The organism is Paenibacillus sp. FSL M7-0134 (assembly GCF_038007865.1).
GTDB lineage: Bacteria > Bacillota > Bacilli > Paenibacillales > Paenibacillaceae > Paenibacillus > Paenibacillus polymyxa_B.
In genome coordinates this window covers 282,739-304,861 of the sequence record NZ_JBBOXV010000001.1, presented here as the reverse complement: position 1 = coordinate 304,861, position 22,123 = coordinate 282,739, and the positions used below count along the sequence as shown (strand labels likewise).

Genomic DNA, 22,123 nt, shown 5'->3' with positions numbered 1-22,123 from the left:
AGAGGATTGCCGCATGCGATCAAACGGGCAAGCGAAGCGGTGACCTGGCGAAAGCCATTGACATTGTTGTCACATGTTTGAAAAGGCGGGGAGCGAGGCTGAAGCGTTGCTGCGGCATATGCTCCGCCGGATTGCTTTTACCGATGAAGAGAGGGGAACGATCCAGATGGCTTTTGAAAAAGAAACGTTGTTTTGGAACGAAAAATTCGGTAGCGACGATTATACCTTGACGCCGCTGCCTTACAGCAAAGCTCCAAGCTCCCTGGCGCCCATTATGAAAACCGTGGGCGGTTCGCTTTCGGAAAAAGCGGCGCAGCGCGTCCTTCAAATGAGCAAGGGCGCTCCGCTGGCCGCTTTTATGATTTTGCTCGCCGGTGTTCAGTCACTCTTGCATAAATACACAGGCGCTTCTGACATTCTGGTCGGCATGCCGGTTGTACGGAAACCGACGGAGACGCGTCGATCCGTTAATCATACGGTCATTTTGAAAAACTCGCTTTCGGCGGGTGCGACTTTTAAAACGCTTCTGAGCGAGCTGAGGACTTCCTTGCCGGAAGCGATTCAGCATCAACATATTCCGTTCTTGAAAATGACGGAGAAGCTGGACCTGCAATATGCAGACGGTATACCCGTCATCCATACGCTAGTATCCCTTAAGGAGCTGCATCTGGACGAAATCGGGCAAAATGTGGTCACGGATTGTTCCTTTGAATTCAGCTTAACCGACGGGACGATACAGCTAGCGCTGTCATATAACGAGCACTTATATGACTCCGAGTTTATGACTCGGGTCGTCGGCCATCTGAATCGCCTGCTGGCCGTGGGGCTTCACGAGTTGGAGCTGGACATCGTGCGGGCGGACATGCTGTCGGAAGACGAGAAATTTCAATTGCTGCAAAGCTTTAACGATACCGAGAAGGACTATCCCCGTGATCGGACGATTCATCAGCTCGTGGAGGAGCAGGCGAAGCGGGTGCCCGAAGCGACGGCGGTTGTCTTTGAGGGGCGGCGGCTTTCGTACGCGGAGCTGAACGAACGGGCGAACCGGCTGGCGCGGACGTTGCGATCGGTCGGCGTGCTGCCCAATCAGCTGGTAGGCTTGATGGTCAGGAGATCGCTGGAGACGGTCGTTGGCATTCTGGCGGTTCTGAAAGCTGGCGGTGCCTACGTGCCGATCGACCCGGAATACCCGGAAGAACGCATCCGCTACATTCTGGAGAACTCGAATGCGCAGCTGCTGCTGACTCAACGGCACCTGCTGCAGCAGGTGCCGTTCGAAGGGACCGTGGTGGCGCTGGATGACGAGCAGGCCTACAGCGACGATGGCTCGAACCTGGAGCCGGCCAGCGGTCCGAACGATCTGGCTTATGTCATCTATACGTCAGGTACGACGGGCAATCCCAAAGGGGTCATGCTGGAGCATCGCGGTTTGGTCAGCTTGAAGCTGATGTTCGCGGACAGGCTGGGCATCACGGAGCATGACCGGATCGTTCAATTCGCCAGCCTGTCGTTCGACGCGTCCTGCTGGGAAGTGTTCAAAGCGCTCTATTTTGGCGCGGCTTTGTACATCCCGACGGCCGAGACGATTCTCGACAACCGCCTGTTCGAGAGTTATATGAACGAGCATGCGATTACGGCGGCGATTTTGCCTCCGACGTACAGTGCTTATTTGAACCCGGACCGCCTTCCCAGCTTAACGAAGCTCGTAACGGGAGGCTCGGCGGTATCGGCCGAATTCGTGCAGCAGTGGAAACGCAAGGTCCACTATTTCAATGCTTACGGCCCTACCGAAGCTTCGATTGTTACGACACTTTGGGATGCGGATGAGGAGCAGCCGGAGGGCAGAGTCATTCCGATCGGGCGCCCGCTGGCCAATCACCGGATTTTTATTTTGGATGCCCACCTGCAGCTTGTGCCTCCGGGAGTGGACGGCGAGCTGTGCGTGGCAGGCGTGGGGCTTGCGAGAGGTTACCTGAACCATCCGGAGCTGACGGCAGAGAAGTTCGTGGAACATCCGTTTGCGCCGGGAGAACGCCTTTACCGGACGGGAGATCTCGCCCGCTGGCTGCCGGACGGAAATATTGAGTACTTGGGCCGGATCGACCATCAGGTGAAAATCCGTGGATTCCGGATCGAGATCGGCGAGATTGAAGAGCAGCTTCTGAAGATCGACTCCGTGCAGGAGACGATCGTAATCGCGCGGGAAGGCAAAAGCGGGCAAGAACTGTGCGCTTACCTGGTCGCGGGGCGCCCGCTTACGCTCGGCGAGCTAAGAAGCGCGCTGGCGCAAAAATTGCCGAATTACATGATTCCGGCGCATTTTGTTCAGCTTCCGCAGATGCCGCTCACGCCGAACGACAAAATCGACCGGAAGGCTTTGCCCGCTCCGGAAGGAAACGCGCTGACCGGCGGCGCGTACGTAGCTCCCCGCAATGAAGCCGAGCGGACGCTTGCCGATGTGTGGCAGGCGGTATTGAACGCCGATCGCGTTGGGGTAACGGATCATTTCTTCGAGCTGGGCGGAGACTCGATCAAGTCCATTCAAGTATCTTCGCGGCTTCATCAAGCCGGGTACAAGCTGGAAATCCGGGATTTGTTCAAATATCCGACTATTTCACAGCTCAGCCTGCATGTGAAACCGATCGGACGTACCATTGATCAAGGCGAAATAATGGGTGAAACGGTGCTGACGCCGATTCAGCATTGGTTTTTCGAGAGCTCCTTTGCGGACCCGCATCATTTCAACCAGTCGGTGATGCTGTACCGGAAGGAACGCTTCGACGAAGAGACGGTGCGTCAGGTGCTGCAAAAGCTGGCCGAGCATCATGACGCCTTGCGGATGGTGTTCCGCAAGACGGAACAAGGGTTTAGCGCGCGGAACCGCGCGATTCAGGACGGCGGGCTGTTCACGCTGGACGTGTTCGACTTCAAGGATGCGGAGAATACCGCGCAGGCTGTGGAAGCGAAGGCAACGGACATTCAAGCGGGCATCGATCTGGAGAACGGGCCCCTCGTGAAGGCGGGACTGTTCCGGTGCGCGGACGGCGATCATTTGCTGCTCGCGGTTCATCATGCCGTGGTGGACGGCGTGTCTTGGCGCATTTTGATGGAGGATTTCGCTCTGGGTTACGAGCAGGCCGGCAAAAGCGAGGAAATTCGTTTCTCGGCGAAAACGGATGCGTACCGCACTTGGTCCGAGCAGTTAGCCGCTTACGCGCAAAGCCCGGAGATGGCGAAGGAACGGGCCTATTGGCAGGCCGTGGAACAAATTGCGGTTCCGGCCGTGCCGAAGGATCTGGAGGCGGACGTTACGACGCAGCAGGACAGCGAATCGCTGTTCGTCCGTTTGACTCCCGAAGAAACGGAGCTGCTGCTGAAGCGGGTTCACCGGGCCTACAACACCGAAATGAACGATATTTTGGTAACGGCGCTCGGCATAGCCGTTCGCAAGTGGACGGGACACGAACGGGTGCGGATCAATCTCGAAGGACACGGACGCGAATCGATCGGAACGGATATCGACATCACGCGCACAGTCGGCTGGTTTACGACCAAGTTTCCGGTCGTCCTGGAGCCAGAAACCGACCGGGATTTGGCCTATCAGATTAAACAGGTCAAGGAAAGCTTGCGCCGCATTCCGAACAAGGGGCTTGGGTACGGCGTATGCCGCTATCTCTCCAAATCGGAGGATGGCTTTGTTTGGGGCGCAGAGCCGGAAATTAATTTTAACTACCTCGGCCAGTTCGACGATGATGTCAATCAGGACGAGATCGGCATATCTTCTTATTCCAGCGGCAGCCCGGCCAGCGACCGGCAGGCCCGCAGCTTTGTGCTGGATATCAACGGCATGGTGCTGGACGGCACTTTATCGCTCGATCTCAGCTACAGCCGGAAGCAGTATCGCAAGGAAACGATGGAAGCCTTCGCTCAGCGGCTTGAGCAAAGTCTCCGAGAGCTCATTACCCACTGCGCAGGCAAAGAAAACACCGAATTGACGCCGAGCGACGTGCAATTTAAAGGCTTGACCATCGCGGAATTGGAGCAAATCGCCCAGCGCTCGGGCCATCTCGGGGAAATCGAAAATATTTACTCGCTTACGCCGATGCAGAAGGGCATGTGGTTCCACAGCGCGCTTGACCGGCAAACTGCCGCTTACTTCGAGCAGACGCGGTTTACGATGCGGGGAGCGCTCGACGTCCAGCTTTTCGAGAGGAGCTGGATGGAGCTTGCGAAACGTCATCTGGTGCTGCGGGCGAATTTTGTGAAAGGACCGGCGGGCGAGCCGCTGCAAATCATATACCGCGACAAGCCGGTCGGCTTTGAATATGAAGAGCTGCTTCATTTGCAGGTGGACGAGAAACAAGCGTATTTGGATAAAAAGGCCGAGGATGACAAGCTTCGCGGCTTCGACCTGGAACATGACGCGCTCGTTCGGGTTACGATCCTGCGCACCGAAGAGCAAAGCTATCATGTGCTGTGGAGTTTCCAGCATATTTTGATGGACGGCTGGTGCCTGGCGCAGCTGACGCAGGAGCTGTTTGAGACGTACTCGACCTTGGCATCCGGCAAGCAGCCAGCGGGAGATAAGGGATCGGATTATGGCGCCTATATCGAATGGTTGGAGAAACAGGACGATCAGGCGGCATCCGGCTATTGGACGGCATTCCTGTCAGGTTATGAAGGGCAAACTGTACTCCCGGAACAAAAGGAACCGGCGCTGAACGGCAGATTTACGGCTGATCACGTCACAACCGAGCTGGGCAAGGAGTTGAGCGAGCGGATGGATCGGGTGGCGAAAGAGCGCCTGGTTACGGTCAATACGCTGTTGCAAGCCGCTTGGGGCGTGATGCTGCAAAAATATAACGGAACAAACGATGCCGTATTCGGCAGCGTCGTGGCCGGAAGACCGGTGGAAATCCCGGGCATCGAGTCCATGATCGGGCTGTTCATCAATACGGTGCCGGTCCGCGTCACGAGCGAAGCCGACACCGTGTTCGCCGATATGATGGCGAAGCTCCAAGAGCGTGCGCTGGAGTCCGGGCGATATGATTACTATCCGTTGTATGAAATTCAAGCCCGCAGCATGCAAAAGCAGAACCTGATCAACCATATCATCGCTTTCGAGAACTATCCGGTGGACGAGCAGATGGAGCAGGCGGGCGACCAGCAGCACGGCGACCTGACGATCGCTGACGTTCAGATGGAGGAGCAGACGAACTATAACTTCAACGTGACCGTGGTGCCGGGAGCCGAGATCGAAATTCGGTTCGACTTTAACGCCGAAGTGTTCGATAAAGACAGCATCGAGCGGCTCAAGGGGCATCTCGTCCATCTGCTGGAGCAAGTGACGGATAACCCGGAAATTACCGTGGGCGAGCTGGAACTAGTGACGGAGGCGGAAAAGGCCGACCTTCTCGGACGTTTTAACGACACCACCACGGAATTTCCGCGCGGGAAGACGCTCGTTCAATTGTTCGAAGAACAGGCTGAGCTTTACCCGGACAACGTGGCCGCCGTCATGAACGAGCGGCAGCTGACCTACCGCGAGCTGAACGAGCGATCCAACCGCCTTGCGCGGAAGCTGCGGGAGACGGGAGTAGAAGCGGACCAGCTGGTAGCGATTCTGGCCGAACGCTCGCTCGATATGGTCGTTGGCATTCTGGCGATTCTCAAAGCGGGCGGAGCCTACGTGCCTGTCGATCCCGACTACCCGGAGGAGCGCATCCGCTTCATGATCGAGGATTCGGGCGCGCCGTTATTGCTGATTCAAAAGCATCTGCACGAGAAGACCGACTTCGTAGGAACGCGCCTCGAATTGGACGATTTCGTTTGGGGCGACAGAGGAGCGGACTCCGAAGGTGCGCTGGACGCTTCGAACCTGGAGCCGATTTCCGGGCCGGGCAACCTGGCATATGTCATCTACACGTCGGGAACGACCGGCAGACCGAAAGGAACGCTGATCGAGCATAAGAACGTCGTGCGGCTCCTGTTCAACGACAAGAACCTGTTCGACTTCGGGCCGTCCGACACGTGGACGCTGTTCCACTCGTTCTGCTTCGATTTCTCCGTCTGGGAAATGTACGGAGCGCTGCTGTACGGAGGCAAGCTGGTCATCGTACCGCCGCTCACGGCGAAAAATCCGGCCGATTTCCTGGCGCTGCTGGGCCGCGAACAGGTCACGATTTTGAATCAGACGCCAACGTACTTCTACCAGCTGCTGCGTGAGGTCTTGGCGGACCATCCGTACGATCTGCGGATTCGCAACGTCATCTTCGGGGGCGAAGCGCTGAGTCCGCTGCTGCTCAAGGGCTTCAAGACGAAGTACCCGGAGACGAAGCTAATCAATATGTACGGCATTACCGAGACGACGGTTCACGTGACGTATAAGGAAATCACATGGGTCGAAATGGAGGCGGCGAAGAGCAATATCGGCAAGCCGATCCCGACGCTGAGGGTGTACGTCCTGGATGAAAACCGCCGCCCAGTGCCGATCGGCGTAGTGGGCGAAATGTACGTGGCCGGGGAAGGCCTTGCGAGAGGATACCTGAACCGTCCGGATCTGACGGCGGAGAAGTTCGTCGATTCCCCGTTTGCGGAGGGGGAGAAACTGTACCGCTCGGGCGACTTGGCGGCTTGGCTACCGGACGGCAACATCGAATACCTGGGCCGGATCGACCACCAGGTCAAAATCCGCGGGTACCGGATCGAGCTGGACGAAATCGAGACGCAGCTGCTGAACGTCGAGGGCGTGGAAGAAGCGGTGGTGCTCGCCCGTCAGGACGGCGGGGGCGAGAAGGCGCTTGTCGCCTACTTTGTGGCGGACCGAACGCTGACGGTCAGCGAAATGAGAACCTCGCTGGCCCAGGGAATGCCGGGGTACATGATCCCGTCGTACTTCGTGCAGTTGGAGCGCATGCCGCTGACGACCAACGGCAAAGTGGACCGCAAAGCGCTGCCGGAGCCGCAAGGCGGCATACAAACGGGCGTCGAATACGTAGCGCCGCGTAACCGGACGGAGTCCCAGCTTGTGAAGATCTGGGAGGAAGTGCTGGGCTACTCCGGCATTGGAGTCCTAGACAATTTCTTCGAGCTCGGAGGCCACTCCTTGCGGGCGACGAACCTTGTCAGCAAGATTCAGAAGGAAATGAACGTCGAGCTGCCTCTGCGCGACGTATTCCGCTACTCGACGATCGAAGAGATGGCTCTTGCCATCTCCCGGATCGGAGAGCAGTCGTTCTCGTCGATTCCGCTGGCAGGCGCAAGAGCATATTATCCGCTTTCCTCAGCTCAGAAGCGGCTGTTTATCCTGAATCAGCTGGAAGGGGCCGATCAGAGCTACAACATGCCGGGCGTGCTGCTGCTGGAAGGATCGATTGACCGGAGCCTGCTGGAGAAGGCTTTCCGCGAACTGATCGCACGGCACGAAACACTGCGAACCGGCTTTGAGATCGTACAAGGCGAAGCAATACAGCGCATTTACGAGAGCGTCGACTTTGCCGTCGAGTACCGTCATACGAGCGAGGAAGAAGCGCCTGAAGTCGTGCAGGACTTCATCCGGCCTTTCGACTTGGCGAAGCCTCCGCTGCTGCGGGCGGAGCTCGTAGAGCTGGCAGCCGAACGTTATTTGCTGATGTTCGACATGCACCATATCGTCTCCGACGGGGTTTCGATGGACGTGTTAGTCGAGGAACTCGTTCGTCTGTACGGCGGCGAGTCATTAGAGCCTTTGCACATTCAATACAAGGACTATGCGGTATGGCAGCAGTCTGACGAGCAAAAAGTGCAGTTGAAACGCGAGGAAGCTTACTGGCTGGACCGTTACCGGGGCGAGCTGCCGGTTCTGGAAATGCCGACGGACTATCCGCGTCCTGCCGTGCAGAGCTTTGAGGGACAAACGCTGACGTCCTTCGTGGACGAGGCAACGAACGAAGGCTTGAAGCAGCTGGCCGCTCAAAGAGGAACGACGCTGTATATGGTGCTACTTGCGGCATATACCGTGCTTTTGCATAAATACACAGGTCAGGACGATTTGATCGTCGGAACGTCGATTGCGGGCAGAACGCACGGAGACACGCAGCCTTTGATCGGAATGTTCGTCAATACGCTGGCGCTCCGCAATTATCCGGCTTCGGAGAAGAGCTTCCTGTCGTATCTGGAAGAAGTGAAAGAAACGACCTTAGGCGCTTACGAGCATCAGAATTATCCGTTCGAAGAGCTCGTTGATAAAGTGCAGGTCAGCCGGGATTTGAGCCGCAACCCGCTGTTTGACACGATGTTCTCCCTACAAAACTTGGAGGATAAAGAGTTTGAGCTGGAAGGGCTGAAATTGTCCCCGTACCCTAGCGAATACGGCACGGCCAAGTTCGACCTGAGTGTGGATGTTACGGAAGAAAACGGCGGCCTGGAGTGCAGCTTTGAATTCGCAACGGCTCTTTATAAAGAAAGCACGATCCGGCGGCTGTCGACTCATTTCGGACATTTGCTTGCGGCGATCGTAAGCTGTCCGGATGCGAAGATTGCCGAGCTGAACTTGTTGACGGCAGAGGAAAAAGAGCAAATTCTCGGCGCGTTTAACCCGGCGCAGCCGGAAGCGGCTCCTGTGGCAGCGTTCCACCGGCTGTTCGAGGAACAGGCGGAGCGCACGCCGGAAGAGGCGGCCGTCGTGTACGAGAACGAGCGGCTGACGTATGCGGAGCTGAACGAGCGGGCGAACCGCTTGGCGGCCACGCTGCGCGCAAGCGGCATCGGCCGGGAGACGATCGTCGGCATTCTCGCCGAGCGTTCGGTGAACTTGCTGGTGGCTGTGCTGGCCGTCTGGAAAGCGGGCGGGGCGTATGTGCCGCTCGATCCGGATTATCCGGCGGACCGCGTGCGGTTCATGCTTGAAGACAGCGGAGCGAAGGTACTGCTGACGCAAACGCCGCTGCGAGAGCGTGCCGAAGCCTGGCTCGGCGAAGAGGAGCTGGCGCTGGCGGCGGTGCTGTACCTGGACGACGAAGCGTCGTACAGCGAGGAGCGGGCGAATGCGCCGATTGTCTCCGGCATGGTCTCCGGCAAGCTGACGGATGCTGTGGACGACGGCGATGAGAGCCATCAGAATGTTGGCACCGACAGCTTCCATGAAGCCCGTCCGGAGGACCTGGCGTACGTGATCTATACGTCGGGAACGACGGGCAAGCCGAAGGGCGTGATGATCGAGCACCGCAGCCTGGTGAACACGGCGGCGGGCTACCGGCGGGAATACCGGTTGGATCAGTTCCCGGTGCGGCTGCTGCAGCTCGCAAGCTTCTCGTTTGACGTGTTCGTGGGAGATATCGCGCGGACGCTGTACAACGGAGGCACGATGGTGATTGTGCCGAAGGACGATCGGATCGATCCGTCTCGTCTGCACTACTGGATTGAGCGGGAGCGGGTCACCATCTTCGAATCGACGCCGGCGCTGATCGTGCCGTTCCTGGAGTACGTGCACGAGCAGCGGCTGGATATGAGCTGGATGGAGCTGTTGATCACGAGCTCGGACAGCTGCAGCGTGGCGGATTACCGGACCTTGCAGGAACGCTTCGGCTCGTTGTTCCGGATCATCAACGCATACGGCGTGACGGAAGCGGCGATCGACTCAAGCTTCTACGACGAGGAGCTGGCGAAGCTGCCGCAGACAGGCCATGTGCCGATCGGCAAAGCGTGGCTGAATGCGAAATTCTACATCGTGGACGCGCATCTGAACCCGGTGCCGGTCGGGGTACTAGGCGAGCTGGTCATCGGCGGAGTCGGAGTGGCGCGCGGGTACTTGAACCGTCCGGAGCTGACGGAAGAGAAGTTCGTAGACAGCCCGTTCGCCGCGGGCGAGCGGCTGTACCGCACGGGAGACTTGGCGCGGTGGATGGAAGACGGGAACGTGGACTTCATCGGCCGGATCGACAACCAGGCGAAAATCCGGGGTTACCGGATCGAGACGGGCGAGATCGAGTCGCAGCTGCTGCGGGTGGAAGGCGTGCGCGAAGCGGTGGTGCTGGTTCGAAGTGACGCGAACGGGCAGAAGGCGCTATGCGCGTATTACACGCCGGATGCCGGAGCGGAGCTGGCAGTGAACGATCTGCGCGGCGCGCTGGCGCAGGAGCTGCCGGGCTACATGATCCCGTCGTACTTCGTGGAGCTGGAGCGCCTGCCTCTGACGCCGAACGGAAAGATTGACCGGAAGGCGCTGCCGGCGCCGGAAGGGGAAGCGGGAAGCGGAACGGAGTACGTCGCACCGCGCAATGAGCTGGAAACGAAGCTGGCGGCGATTTGGCAGGAGGTGCTGGGGCTTGCGAAGGAGATTGGCGTTCACGACAACTTCTTCGACATCGGCGGCCACTCCCTGCGGGCGACGACGCTGGTCAGCAAGATTCATAAAGAGTTGAACGTGGATCTGCCGCTGCGTGACGTGTTCCGCCATTCCATGATCGAGAGCATGGCATCCGCCATTTCCCGGCTGGATGAGCAGACATTCGTTGCCATTCCGGTGGCGGATGACCGGGAGGTGTACCCGCAATCTTTTGCTCAAAAACGTCTCTTTATCCTGAATCAACTGGAAGGCGCGGAGCTTAGCTACAACATGCCGGAAGCGATGCTGCTGGAGGGTGCTTTGGATCGGACAAGGTTCGAAGAAGCGTTCCGTAAGCTCGTGGCGCGGCATGAAATGCTGCGCACCGGGTTCGAAATGGTGGATGGCGAAGCATCGCAGCGGTTATACCATGACGTGAATTTTGCTGTGGAGTTCTATCGAGTGGATGAGCAAGAGGCCGAAGAGACGGTTCGCCGTTTCGTCCGTCCGTTTGACTTGGCGAAGCCTCCGCTGCTGAGGGTAGGCCTTGTCGAGCTGGCTCCGGAACGCCATATTCTAATGTACGACATGCATCATATTATTTCCGACGGCGTCTCGATGGAAATCTTTGTTGAAGAATTCGTCCGCTTGTACGGCGGCGAGCAATTGGAGCCTCTGCGCGTTCAGTACAAAGACTACACCGTTTGGCAGCATTCGCAGGAGCAGAAGGAACGGCTTCAGCGTCAGGAGGCGTACTGGCTGGACATGTTCCAAGGCGAGCTTCCGGTGCTGGAAATGCCGACCGACTATCCGCGTCCGGCCGTGCAGAGCTACGAAGGCCAAACGCTGGAGTTTTTCTTCGACGCTTCGAAAACCGACGGCCTGAAGCAGCTGGCCTCGGAAACGGGCACAACGCTGTTTATGGTGCTGCTTGCGGCGTATAACGTCCTTCTGCATAAATATTCAGGTCAGGAAGACGTGATCGTCGGTACGCCGATTGCCGGAAGGAATCATGGGGATGTGCAGCCGTTGATCGGGATTTTCTTAAACACGCTGGCTATCCGCAGTTATCCGGCTTCGGAGAAGACATTCCTGTCATACCTGAACGAAGTCAAAGAAACGACCCTCCACGCCTTCGAGCATCAAAACTATCCGTTCGAAGAATTGGTGGACAAGGTGCAAGTCACCCGTGATTTAAGCCGCAATCCGCTCTTCGACACGCTGTTTACAATGCAGAATACGGAGAACGAGGAATTTGAGCTGGAAGGGCTTCGCCTGATTCCTTATCCGAGCGCACTGGATACCGCGAAGTTTGATATCAGCTTGGATGTGGGCGAGGAGAACGGCGGCTTGGATTACAGCTTCGAATATGCGACGGCTCTCTACAAAAGGGAGACGATCGAACGGCTGGCGAAACATTACGAGCAGCTGCTCGTAACGATCGTAAGCCGTCCGGATGCGAAGATCGCCGAGCTGAACTTGCTGACGGCAGAGGAAAAAGAACAAATTCTCGGCGCGTTTAACCCGGCGCAGCCGGAAGCGGCTCCTGCGGCCGCGTTCCACTGGCTGTTCGAGGAACAGGCGGAGCGCACGCCGGAAGCGGAGGCCGTCGTGTACGAGAACGACCGGCTTACGTATGCGGAGCTGAACGAGCGGGCGAACCGCTTGGCGGGCACGCTGCGCGCAAGCGGCATCGGCCGGGAGACGATCGTCGGCATTCTCGCCGAGCGTTCGGTGGACTTGCTGGTGGCCGTGCTGGCCGTCTGGAAAGCGGGCGGTGCGTATGTGCCGCTCGACCCGGATTATCCGGCGGACCGCGTGCGGTTCATGCTTGAAGACAGCGGAGCGAAGGTGCTGCTGACGCAAACGCCGCTGCGAGAGCGTGCCGAAGCATGGCTCGGCGAAGAGGAGCTGGCGCTGGCGGCGGTGCTGTACCTCGACGATGAAGCGTCGTACAGCGACGAGCGGGCGAATGCGCCGCTGGAAGCGGATGATCACTTGCACGAATGCCGTCCGGAGGACCTGGCGTACGTGATCTACACGTCGGGAACGACGGGCAAGCCGAAGGGCGTGATGATCGAGCACCGCAGCCTGGTGAACACGGCGGCGGGCTACCGGCGGGAATACCGGTTGGATCAGTTCCCGGTGCGGCTGCTGCAGCTCGCAAGCTTCTCGTTTGACGTGTTCGTGGGAGATATCGCCCGGACGCTGTATAACGGAGGCACGATGGTGATTGTGCCGAAGGACGACCGGATCGATCCGTCTCGTCTGCACTACTGGATTGAGCGGGAGCGGGTCACCATCTTCGAATCGACGCCGGCGCTGATCGTGCCGTTCCTGGAGTACGTGCACGAGCAGCAATTGGACATGAGCCGGTTGGAGCTGTTGATCACGAGCTCGGACAGCTGCAGCGTGGCGGATTACCGGACCTTGCAGGAACGCTTCGGCTCGTTGTTCCGGATCATCAACGCATACGGCGTGACGGAAGCGGCGATCGACTCAAGCTTCTACGACGAGGAGCTGGCGAAGCTGCCGCAGACAGGCCATGTGCCGATCGGCAAAGCGTGGCTGAATGCGAAATTCTACATCGTGGATGCGCATCTGAATCCGGTGCCGGTCGGGGTGCTGGGCGAGCTGGTCATCGGCGGAGTCGGAGTGGCGCGCGGGTACTTGAACCGTCCGGAGCTGACGGAAGAGAAGTTCGTAGACAGCCCGTTCGCCGCGGGCGAGCGGCTGTACCGCACGGGAGACTTGGCGCGGTGGATGGAAGACGGCAACGTGGACTTCATCGGCCGGATCGACAACCAGGCGAAAATCCGGGGTTACCGGATCGAGACGGGCGAGATCGAGTCGCAGCTGCTGCGGGTGGAAGGCGTGCGCGAAGCGGTGGTGCTGGTTCGAAGTGACGCGAACGGGCAGAAGGCGCTATGCGCGTATTACACGCCGGATGCCGGAGCGGAGCTGGCAGTGAACGATCTGCGCGGCGCGCTGGCGCAGGAGCTGCCGGGCTACATGATCCCGTCGTACTTCGTGGAGCTGGAGCGCCTGCCTCTGACGCCGAACGGAAAGATTGACCGGAAGGCGCTGCCGGCGCCGGAAGGGGAAGCGGGAAGCGGAACGGAGTACGTCGCACCGCGCAATGAGCTGGAAACGAAGCTGGCGGCGATTTGGCAGGAGGTGCTGGGGCTTGCGAAGGAGATTGGCGTTCACGACAACTTCTTTGACATCGGCGGCCACTCCCTGCGAGCGACGACGCTGGCGGGCAAGGTATTTAAGGAATTAAACGTCAACCTGCCGCTGCGCGACGTATTCCGTCACTCGACGATTGCGGCGATGGCCGAGGCGATCGCCCGGATGGAACGGCGGGAGCATGAGGCCATTCCTCAAGCGGAGGAGAGAGAGTACTACCCTCTGTCCTCCGCGCAGAAACGGCTGTTCATTCAGCACACGCTGGATGGAGCGGATCAGCTTTACAACATGCCGGAGCTGGTGCAGGTGGAAGGCGAGTTTGATTTAGACCGGTTGGAAGCCGCCTTGCGGAAATTGATAACACGGCATGAATCGTTGCGCACCGGTTTTGAAATCGTGAAGGGCGAAGCGGTTCAGCGGATTTACCCGCAGGTCGATTTTGCTATCGAGCATCATCAAGCGGATAAAGAAGATGCGGTTCAAATCGAGCAGATCGTCCGCAGCTTCGTTCGTCCGTTTGATCTCGGCAAGCCGCCGCTGCTGCGAGCCGGGGTCATCGAGCTGGAGTCGAACCTGCATATTCTCCTTTTCGACATGCACCATATGGTGTCCGACGGCGTATCGATGGCGATTGTGATCGATGAGTTCTCAAGTTTCTACGCCGGGGAAGAACTGCCGCCACTGCGCATTCAATACAAGGATTATGCCGTTTGGCAGCAGTCGAAGGCCCACCGAGAGCGGATCGGGCGGCAGGAAGCGTACTGGCTGCAAACCTTCGAAGGCGAGCTGCCGACGGCGGACCTGCCGATGGACTACGAACGGTCTGCGGCTCGCAGCTACGAAGGCGCGCATCTGGAGTTCGACGTCGAAGCTTCTCTCTCTGCGCGGCTGCGCAAATTGGCGGCCGAGCGTGAAAGCACGCTGTTCATGGTGCTGCTTGCGGCTTATACCGTGCTGCTGTCCAAGTACAGCGGGCAGGAGGACTTGGTCGTGGGCACCCCGGTGGCGGGAAGAACGAACGCCGATTTGGAATCGGTCATCGGGATGTTTGTCAATACGCTGGCGATCCGCAATCGTCCGTCGGGCGACAAAACGTTCTTGTCCTACCTGGAAGAAGTGAAGGAAACGGCTTTGGGTGCTTTCGAGAACCAGGATTATCCATTCGAGGAGCTCGTGGAGCGTTTGAATGTGAAGCGGGAGCCGGGCCGCTTCCCGCTGTTCGATGCCGTTTTCGACTTGCAAAATATCGAAGAACGAGACGCCGAGCTGGAAGGGGTCAGCCTGAAGACTTACGAGCTTGACCATTTGGAAGAAGCGAAGTTCGATCTGACGCTGTTTATGTATGAAAACAACGGGGCGCTGAGCGGGGGCCTTTTCTACGCCACCAAGCTGTTCAAAGAAGCGATGATCCGCACCTTGACCGAGGATTACCTGCGGGTACTGTCTCAAATTGCGGAAAATCCACAACTCGAGCTAAGTCGGATTGAATGTCATAAACCGGCGGCAGGCGCAAAGAGTGCCGTCGATACGATCGAATTCGCGTTCTAATCCTACAAGCGCGCCTCCGCCGTCAAGCGAAAGCGGCGCGCATCCCAAGGAAGACGGCGAACAACGTCCAAGCCCGTAAACGCGCAGGCCGAAAGCAAGCTTTTTCGGACCTGCGCCAGGGCATGCGGTCACTTCATTTTTAGGGGAGGTACAAATGAAATCTTTGTTTGAAAAGGAAGAACGGTACTGGAGCGGCAAGTTTGACGCCGATGACAGCCTGAGCTTCCTTCCCTACAGTCAATCCTCCAAATTATCCGCCGACGGGGAAGCTGCGGCCGAGCCGGGCTTGCTTTACCGTACTCTGCCGAGCGAACTCTCGGAAAGAATCATTTGCCTCGCCAACGGTTCGGATTTGGCTTTGTACATGATTGTTTTGGCAGGAGTAAAAAGCCTGCTGTTCAAATATACCGGGCGGGACCAAGTGCTGGTCGGCATGCCTTCTTATAGCGCAGACCCCGACGGGACTCCGCCGCCGCAGGACATCTTGGTGATCAAGACGTCCGTAAGCCACCAGACTACGCTGAAAACGCTGCTCGGGGGCATCAAAGCCTCCATCGGCGAGGCGCTGGAGCATCAGCACCTGCCTTTTCGGAAAATGGTGGAGCCGCTCCATCTGGACTATACGGGGGACGGCCTACCAATCATCAACACCGTCGCATCCTTTGCACCGATTCATCCGGAACCGCTGGGCAACCGGGTGGCGGCCGATACGGTTTTTCGCTTCGACCGCCAAAACCATTCCATCGAGCTGGAAATAAGCTTTGACGGGCAGTGGTACGAGCGGGCATTTGTGGAACAGGCGGCCGACCATCTTGTTCGGCTGCTGTCCGTGCTTTTATTTCAGCCGGATCTGGAGCTCGGACAAGCCGATGTGCTGTCCCCAGACGAGAGGGAGACGCTGCTGAAGCGATTTAATGACACCGAAACCGGGTTCGAGCGGGGGAAAACGATTTACGGCTTGTTCGAAGAACAGGCGGAGCTTTACCCGGACAACGTGGCCGCCGTCATGAACGAGGGGCAGTTGACCTACCGCGAGCTGAACGAGCGATCCAACCGCCTTGCGCGGAAGCTGCGGGAGACGGGAGTAGAAGCGGACCAGCTGGTAGCGATTCTGGCCGAACGATCGCTCGATATGGTTGTCGGCATTCTGGCGATTCTCAAAGCGGGCGGAGCATACGTGCCTGTCGATCCCGACTACCCGGAGGAGCGCATCCGCTTCATGATCGAGGATTCGGGCGCGCCGTTATTGCTGATTCAAAAGCATCTGCACGAGAAGACCGACTTCGCAGGAACGCGCCTCGAATTGGACGATTTCGTTTGGGGCGACAGAGGGGCGGACGCCGCCGATGCGCTGGACGCTTCGAACCTGGAGCCGATTTCCGGGCCGGGCAACCTGGCATATGTCATCTACACGTCGGGAACGACCGGCAGACCGAAAGGAACGCTGATCGAGCATAAGAACGTCGTGCGGCTCCTGTTCAACGACAAGAACCTGTTCGACTTCGGGCCGTCCGACACGTGGACGCTGTTCCACTCGTTCTGCTTCGATTTCTCCGTCTGGGAAATGTACGGAGCGCTGCTGAACGGAGGCAAGCTGGTCATCGTACCGCCGCTCACGGCGAAAAATCCGGTCGATTTCCTGGCGCTGCTGGGCCGCGAACAGGTCACGATTTTGAACCAGACGCCAACGTACTTCTACCAGCTGCTGCGTAAGGTCTTGGCGGACCATCCGTACGATCTGCGGATTCGCAACGTCATCTTCGGGGGCGAAGCGCTCAGTCCGCTGCTGCTCAAGGGCTTCAAAACGAAGTACCCGGAGACGAAGCTGATCAATATGTACGGCATTACCGAGACGACGGTTCACGTGACGTATAAGGAAATCACGTGGGTCGAAATGGAGGCGGCGAAGAGCAATATCGGCAAGCCGATCCCGACGCTGAGGGTGTACGTCCTGGATGAAAACCACCGCCCTGTGCCGATCGGCGTAGCGGGCGAAATGTACGTGGCCGGGGAAGGGCTTGCGAGAGGATACCTGAACCGTCCAGATCTGACGGCGGAGAAGTTCGTCGATTCCCCGTTTGCGGAGGGGGAGAAACTGTACCGCTCGGGCGACTTGGCGACTTGGCTGCCGGACGGCAACATCGAATACCTGGGCCGGATCGATCACCAGGTGAAAATCCGCGGGTACCGGATCGAGCTGGACGAAATCGAGACGCAACTGCTGAAGATCGCCGCCGTGCAAGAAGCCAAGGTGCTCGACTGCGACGACGCGAACGGCCAAAAGCAGCTTGTCGCTTACTACGTCGCGGAAACGAGGCTGGCGGCGCATGAACTCAAGGAGGAGCTCGCCAAGCAGCTTCCGGGGTATATGATTCCTTCGCACCTCGTGCAGCTTTCGCGGATGCCGCTGACCCCGAACGGGAAAATCGACCGCAAAGCGCTGCCCGCGCCGGAGGAAGCCGCGGTCGGAGGAGCGGAATATGTCGCGCCGAGAACGCTGCTTGAAATGAAGATCGCCCGCGTCTGGCAGGATACGCTTGGCGTTCCGCAGGTCGGCGTAAAGGATAACTTTTTTGAGTTGGGTGGCAATTCGTTAAGTCTGATGAGGCTCGTTCAAGCCGTTTATGATGAAACGGGATTTGAGATACCGCTGAACCGCCAATTCCATAATGTAACAGTTGAAGCCATGGCTTTCGGAGAGGGGGATCTCGGCCTGGATAAAGGAGGAGACTCCTTCATTAAGCTGAATAAAGCAGGAGATCTGAACGTGTTCTGCTTCCCTCCGGGCAGCGGCTTCGGCATCGGTTATCGAGAGCTCGCAAGCAGGCTCGACGGCCGGTTCGTGCTCTACGGCATTGATTTTATCGACGATGCCGTCGATTACAAGGCCATGCTGAACCGTTATGTGGACGAGATCGTCCGCATCCAGCCGGAAGGACCTTACGTGCTGCTCGGCTACTGCTTCGGAGGCAACCTGACGTTCGAGGTAGCCAAAACGATGGAGAAAAGAGGGTATTCCGTAACGGACGTGCTCATGGTGGACTCGTGGATTAAGGACGCGCTGACGCCTTCCGAAACGTCGGAGAAAGAGCTTGAAGAAATGCTTGCTGATTTCGACGAAGAAGAGAAGGAATTAATGAGCAACCCGCTCGTGCGGGAGCGGGTTCATCGGAAGGTCAAAGCGACCTTGGCGTACGAAGCGCAGCTTATTAATTCCGGCACGATCCCGGCCCGGATTTACGAACTGATTGCGAAGGACAGCGAAGCGTTCCGCCTGGAGCACCAATTGCCGTCCTGGCGGGGGGCAACGACGCAAGCTTACGCCGATTACCGGCTGGAGGGCGCGCACGAGGAATTGCTGGAACTCGCGCGCGTGGACGAAACGGCCGTTGTCATCCGGGACATCTTAGAGCAAGTCAAGCGGCAGATCGAAGCGGAGGCCGGGGTACTGCATGGAAGCTGACCGGCAGCCGTCTGTTCAAGAACAAGGCACAGCGGCGCCTTCCAAGCGCCAAACCGCTTACGCCGCCTGGAAAGCGTTCCGCTGGCTGATGTCCTATGTAAGCCGTCACAAAGGCTGGATGATCGTCGGTACCTTGTCCGCGATTGCAGCCGCCGTTATTGAGATATGGACGGGAAGTTTGATCGAGCAGCTGACCACCCAGGCCGAGAAGGGGGCGGGGCCAATCGTTCTGCAAATCGTGTACACGGTCTTTGTGGTCATCTTGATCGGTGTGCCGGCGAAGTTTTTCATGAGCTTCGGCGTGGAGCGAAGCAGCGCCTCTGCGGTGCAGGATATCCGCAACCATGTCATGCGTCATATCGGCAAACTCCCGATCTCCTATTTGGAAAAGCAGCACTCCGGCGACGTGTTGTCGCGGATCAACAACGACCTGCAGCTCATCCAGCAGTTTATGATTCGGGACCTCGCCCAGTGGTTTTATCATCCGCTATTGTTCATCGGCTGTTTCGCTTATTTGATCTACCTCCAATGGGAGCTGATGCTGTACAGCCTGCTGTTATTTCCCGTAGCGCTGCTGGTTTCCCAATGGATCGGCAAGCAGTTGGAGCGGTTGACGGAGGAAGTCCAGGCGAACATGGGCCGAATGAACGTCAACCTCCAGGATACGCTTGGGGGTATGCCTATTGTAAAAAGCTATCTGCTATCCGGCATGCTATCTCGCTCCTACCAAGTGCTGCTGCAATTGACGGCTCAAAAAAAGCTGGCCGTGAAAAAACGGGAAGCCTGGGTCAACCCGCTGCTTTCCACGCTGATGATTAGCCCGATCATTTTCGCCGTCAGTTACGGAAGCTATTTGATCTACAAAGGGCAGCTAGGCGCGGGAGAGCTGATCGCCTTCCTGTACTTGCTGAATCTGTGTCTGGAGCCGCTGGAGCATATTCCCGAGCTCATCACACGGACGTTCGAAATGACCGGTGCCCTGAGAAGGGTCTCCGAAATCGTCGAGCAGCCGACCGAAACGGAAAATGGCCGTTCGCTTCCGAAAGCGAGCGCCGCCCCCATCGAGTTTCAGAACGTAACCTTCGGGTATGAGGAGAGCTCCCCGATCCTGCGGAATGTTAGCTTCTCGGTGCCGGAAGGGAAGACGATCGCGCTTGTCGGAGCGAGCGGCGGAGGGAAGAGTACGGTGTTTAAGCTTGTATGCGGCTTTTATCCGCTTCCGGAGGATCAGGGCGAGATCCGCGTGTTCGGCAGCCTGATCCACGGCGCCGATCCGGAGCAGCTTCGGTCACATTTTTCCGTGGTAACCCAGGATTCATATTTGTTTAGCGGCACGATCGCCGAAAATATCGGTTACGGGCGGGAAGTAGCGTCGATGGAAGAGATTATCGAAGCCGCTAAAGCTGCTCAGGCGCATTCCTTCATTATGCAGCTTGAGGGCGGCTACCAGACGTATGTCGGAGAGCGCGGAGGCTTCTTGTCCGGTGGGCAGCGCCAGCGCATTGCAATGGCCCGGGCTTTTCTGAAGGATGCTCCCGTTCTGCTGCTGGACGAGCCAACGTCGGCTCTTGATCCGGAGTCGGAAAGCGCGGTTCAGGAAGCGCTGGGCGTATTGATGAAGCAGAGAACGACCATGGTTATTGCCCACCGGCTTTCTACAGTACAAAACGCCGACGAAATTTGGGTCATGGAACAAGGGAATATTGTTGAAAAGGGCCCTCATGAACAATTGCTGGAGATGAAGGGACTGTACGCCCAGTCGTACTACCAGGAATTTACCGAGTCTGCCGAACGCAGGGAGGTGGCGTACACATGAAAAAGGGCGGATGGCTCTCGCAAGTGAAAGAACTCGGCTACTTGCTGATGTTTATGAACCGCAAGCGCAAAACCCAGTACGCCATTGGCCTGGCCGTGACGGCGCTCACCCAGACATTGTTCCTGATCGCCTTCAGTTTGGTCGTACATAACTTGGTTGATTTCGCCGTGTCCCGAGATACGTCCCTGATGGTCGAAGCCTTTATTATTTTGGGCGCGGCCCTGTTCCTGGAAAATATAATTTCTCCCTGGTTCATTTACTTATACCAGCGCAGTGTCGAGCTGACTGTGCTGAATATCCGCGAACGTCTTTATGACAAGCTGTGCCGGGTGCGGCCGAGATTCCTGGAGCAGACCCACCATGGGGACTTGCTGTCACGGGTGAACAACGACGTAACGACCGTTGAGTTTACATTCTCGCAGGTTTACTTCGTTTTGCTGCTTCAGGTTGTCTTTTGCATCGGCTCCATTGTCTCTATGGTGTTGATCGATTGGCGGTTTGCCGGCGTATCCTTCGTCATTCTGCTGCTGTCCTCCGTGGTCAGCCTGAAATTTGCGCGGGATATTCGCGCCTTGTCCGAACAAGGCTTGCAAACGTTTGGTAAAATGACCGAAAAATTCAAAGATTTTATGGGCGGCATTCAATTGGTGAAGCTGTTCCGCATCCGCACGATTTACGGCCAGTATGAGGCGTTGAACGAACAAATGACGCAGACGCTTCGGCAAACCGCGCAGAAGAATGGCATGCAGGCTGCGGTGAACCATTTTATCAGTTACGTCACGTTCTGCGGCATTATCGTCATCGGCAGTCTTCTTTATGCCTACGGACTGATGGGAATGGGAAGCGTTGCCGCCCTGGCGGTTCTGCAAGTGAATCTGACGCACGCCTTGTTGAACTTGGGGATGGTTCTGTCGATGACCCAAAATTCGCTCGCAGGCGCTCACCGGATTCAAGAGGTACTAAGAGAGGAAGAGGAACCGGAGAGTTTGGGATCTCCTCACAGCGAGCTCGTGTCGGAGGCTGCGGTGGAGTTTCGCGATGTGGAATTTTCCTATCAGGCGGATAAAAAGGTGCTTGTCGACATGTCCATGCAGGTGTTTCCCGGCCAGGTCGCCGCTATCGTGGGGGCCAGCGGCAGCGGCAAAAGTACGCTGATCAAGCTGCTGCTCGGCTTTTATCCTGTGGACAGCGGAGAAATCCTGCTCCAAGGCAAACCGTTCGGCCATTACACGCTGGACGAAATCCGCAGGCAGATTGCATACGTTCCGCAGGAGCCGTTCTTGTTTACCGGCACGATTGAGGAAAACATCCGCTACGGCAACCCGGATGCAACGGATGAAGAAGTGATCGAAGCGGCCAAAGCGGCGTACGCTCACCATTTCATTCAGGAACTTCCTGAACAGTATAAAACGCCGGTGGGAGAGAGAGGAGCGTCGTTGTCGGGCGGACAAAGGCAGCGAATTGCGATCGCCCGGGCGATTCTCAAAAACGCCCCGATTCTGCTGCTGGACGAAGCGACTTCCGCGCTGGATAATGAATCCCAGCATTGGGTACAGCAGGCCCTGAACGTATTGATGAAGGGGCGCACCACCATTCTGATCGCCCACCGTCTCAGCACCGTGGAACATGCGGATTTGATTACCGTCATGAACCAAGGGACGGTCGTCGAGCGGGGCCGCCATCAGGACCTGCTGGCGCTCGGGGGTTATTACGCCCGGCTGTACGGCTAGACCCGCTTTACGGCGGGCGGCTTCCTGCTTGCGAATGCGACAGAGTCTTTTAGTAATCCAAGGTATGACTTTAT

At 57.7% G+C, this 22,123-nt stretch carries 4 protein-coding genes; all 4 read left to right on the top strand.

Features of this window, described 5'->3' with window-relative positions:
* Positions 1–73 precede the first annotated feature (73 nt).
* On the top strand, positions 74–15,040 hold the full coding sequence (locus NSQ58_RS01195; RefSeq protein WP_341056766.1) for an amino acid adenylation domain-containing protein: 14,967 nt from the start codon (positions 74–76) through the stop codon (positions 15,038–15,040).
* A gap of 154 nt (positions 15,041–15,194) precedes the next feature.
* Positions 15,195–18,503, top strand: a complete 3,309-nt coding sequence (locus NSQ58_RS01190; RefSeq protein WP_341056765.1) for a non-ribosomal peptide synthetase — start codon at positions 15,195–15,197, stop codon at positions 18,501–18,503.
* Positions 18,493–20,319: an ABC transporter ATP-binding protein gene (locus NSQ58_RS01185; RefSeq protein ID WP_341056764.1), complete on the top strand. Its 1,827-nt coding sequence runs from the start codon at positions 18,493–18,495 to the stop codon at positions 20,317–20,319. The genes NSQ58_RS01190 and NSQ58_RS01185 overlap by 11 nt, the downstream gene beginning before the upstream one ends.
* On the top strand, positions 20,316–22,049 hold the full coding sequence (locus NSQ58_RS01180) for an ABC transporter ATP-binding protein (protein ID WP_341056761.1): 1,734 nt from the start codon (positions 20,316–20,318) through the stop codon (positions 22,047–22,049). The genes NSQ58_RS01185 and NSQ58_RS01180 overlap by 4 nt, the downstream gene beginning before the upstream one ends.
* Positions 22,050–22,123 lie beyond the last annotated feature (74 nt).

What these genes read in the sequence shown, in the direction of transcription:
- NSQ58_RS01195 (WP_341056766.1), top strand. Translation starts at nt 74, where the DNA reads ATGTTTGAAAAGGCGGGGAGCGAGGCTGAAGCGTTGCTGCGGCATATG.
- NSQ58_RS01190 (WP_341056765.1), top strand. Translation starts at nt 15,195, where the DNA reads ATGAAATCTTTGTTTGAAAAGGAAGAACGGTACTGGAGCGGCAAGTTT.
- NSQ58_RS01185 (WP_341056764.1), top strand. Translation starts at nt 18,493, where the DNA reads ATGGAAGCTGACCGGCAGCCGTCTGTTCAAGAACAAGGCACAGCGGCG.
- NSQ58_RS01180 (WP_341056761.1), top strand. Translation starts at nt 20,316, where the DNA reads ATGAAAAAGGGCGGATGGCTCTCGCAAGTGAAAGAACTCGGCTACTTG.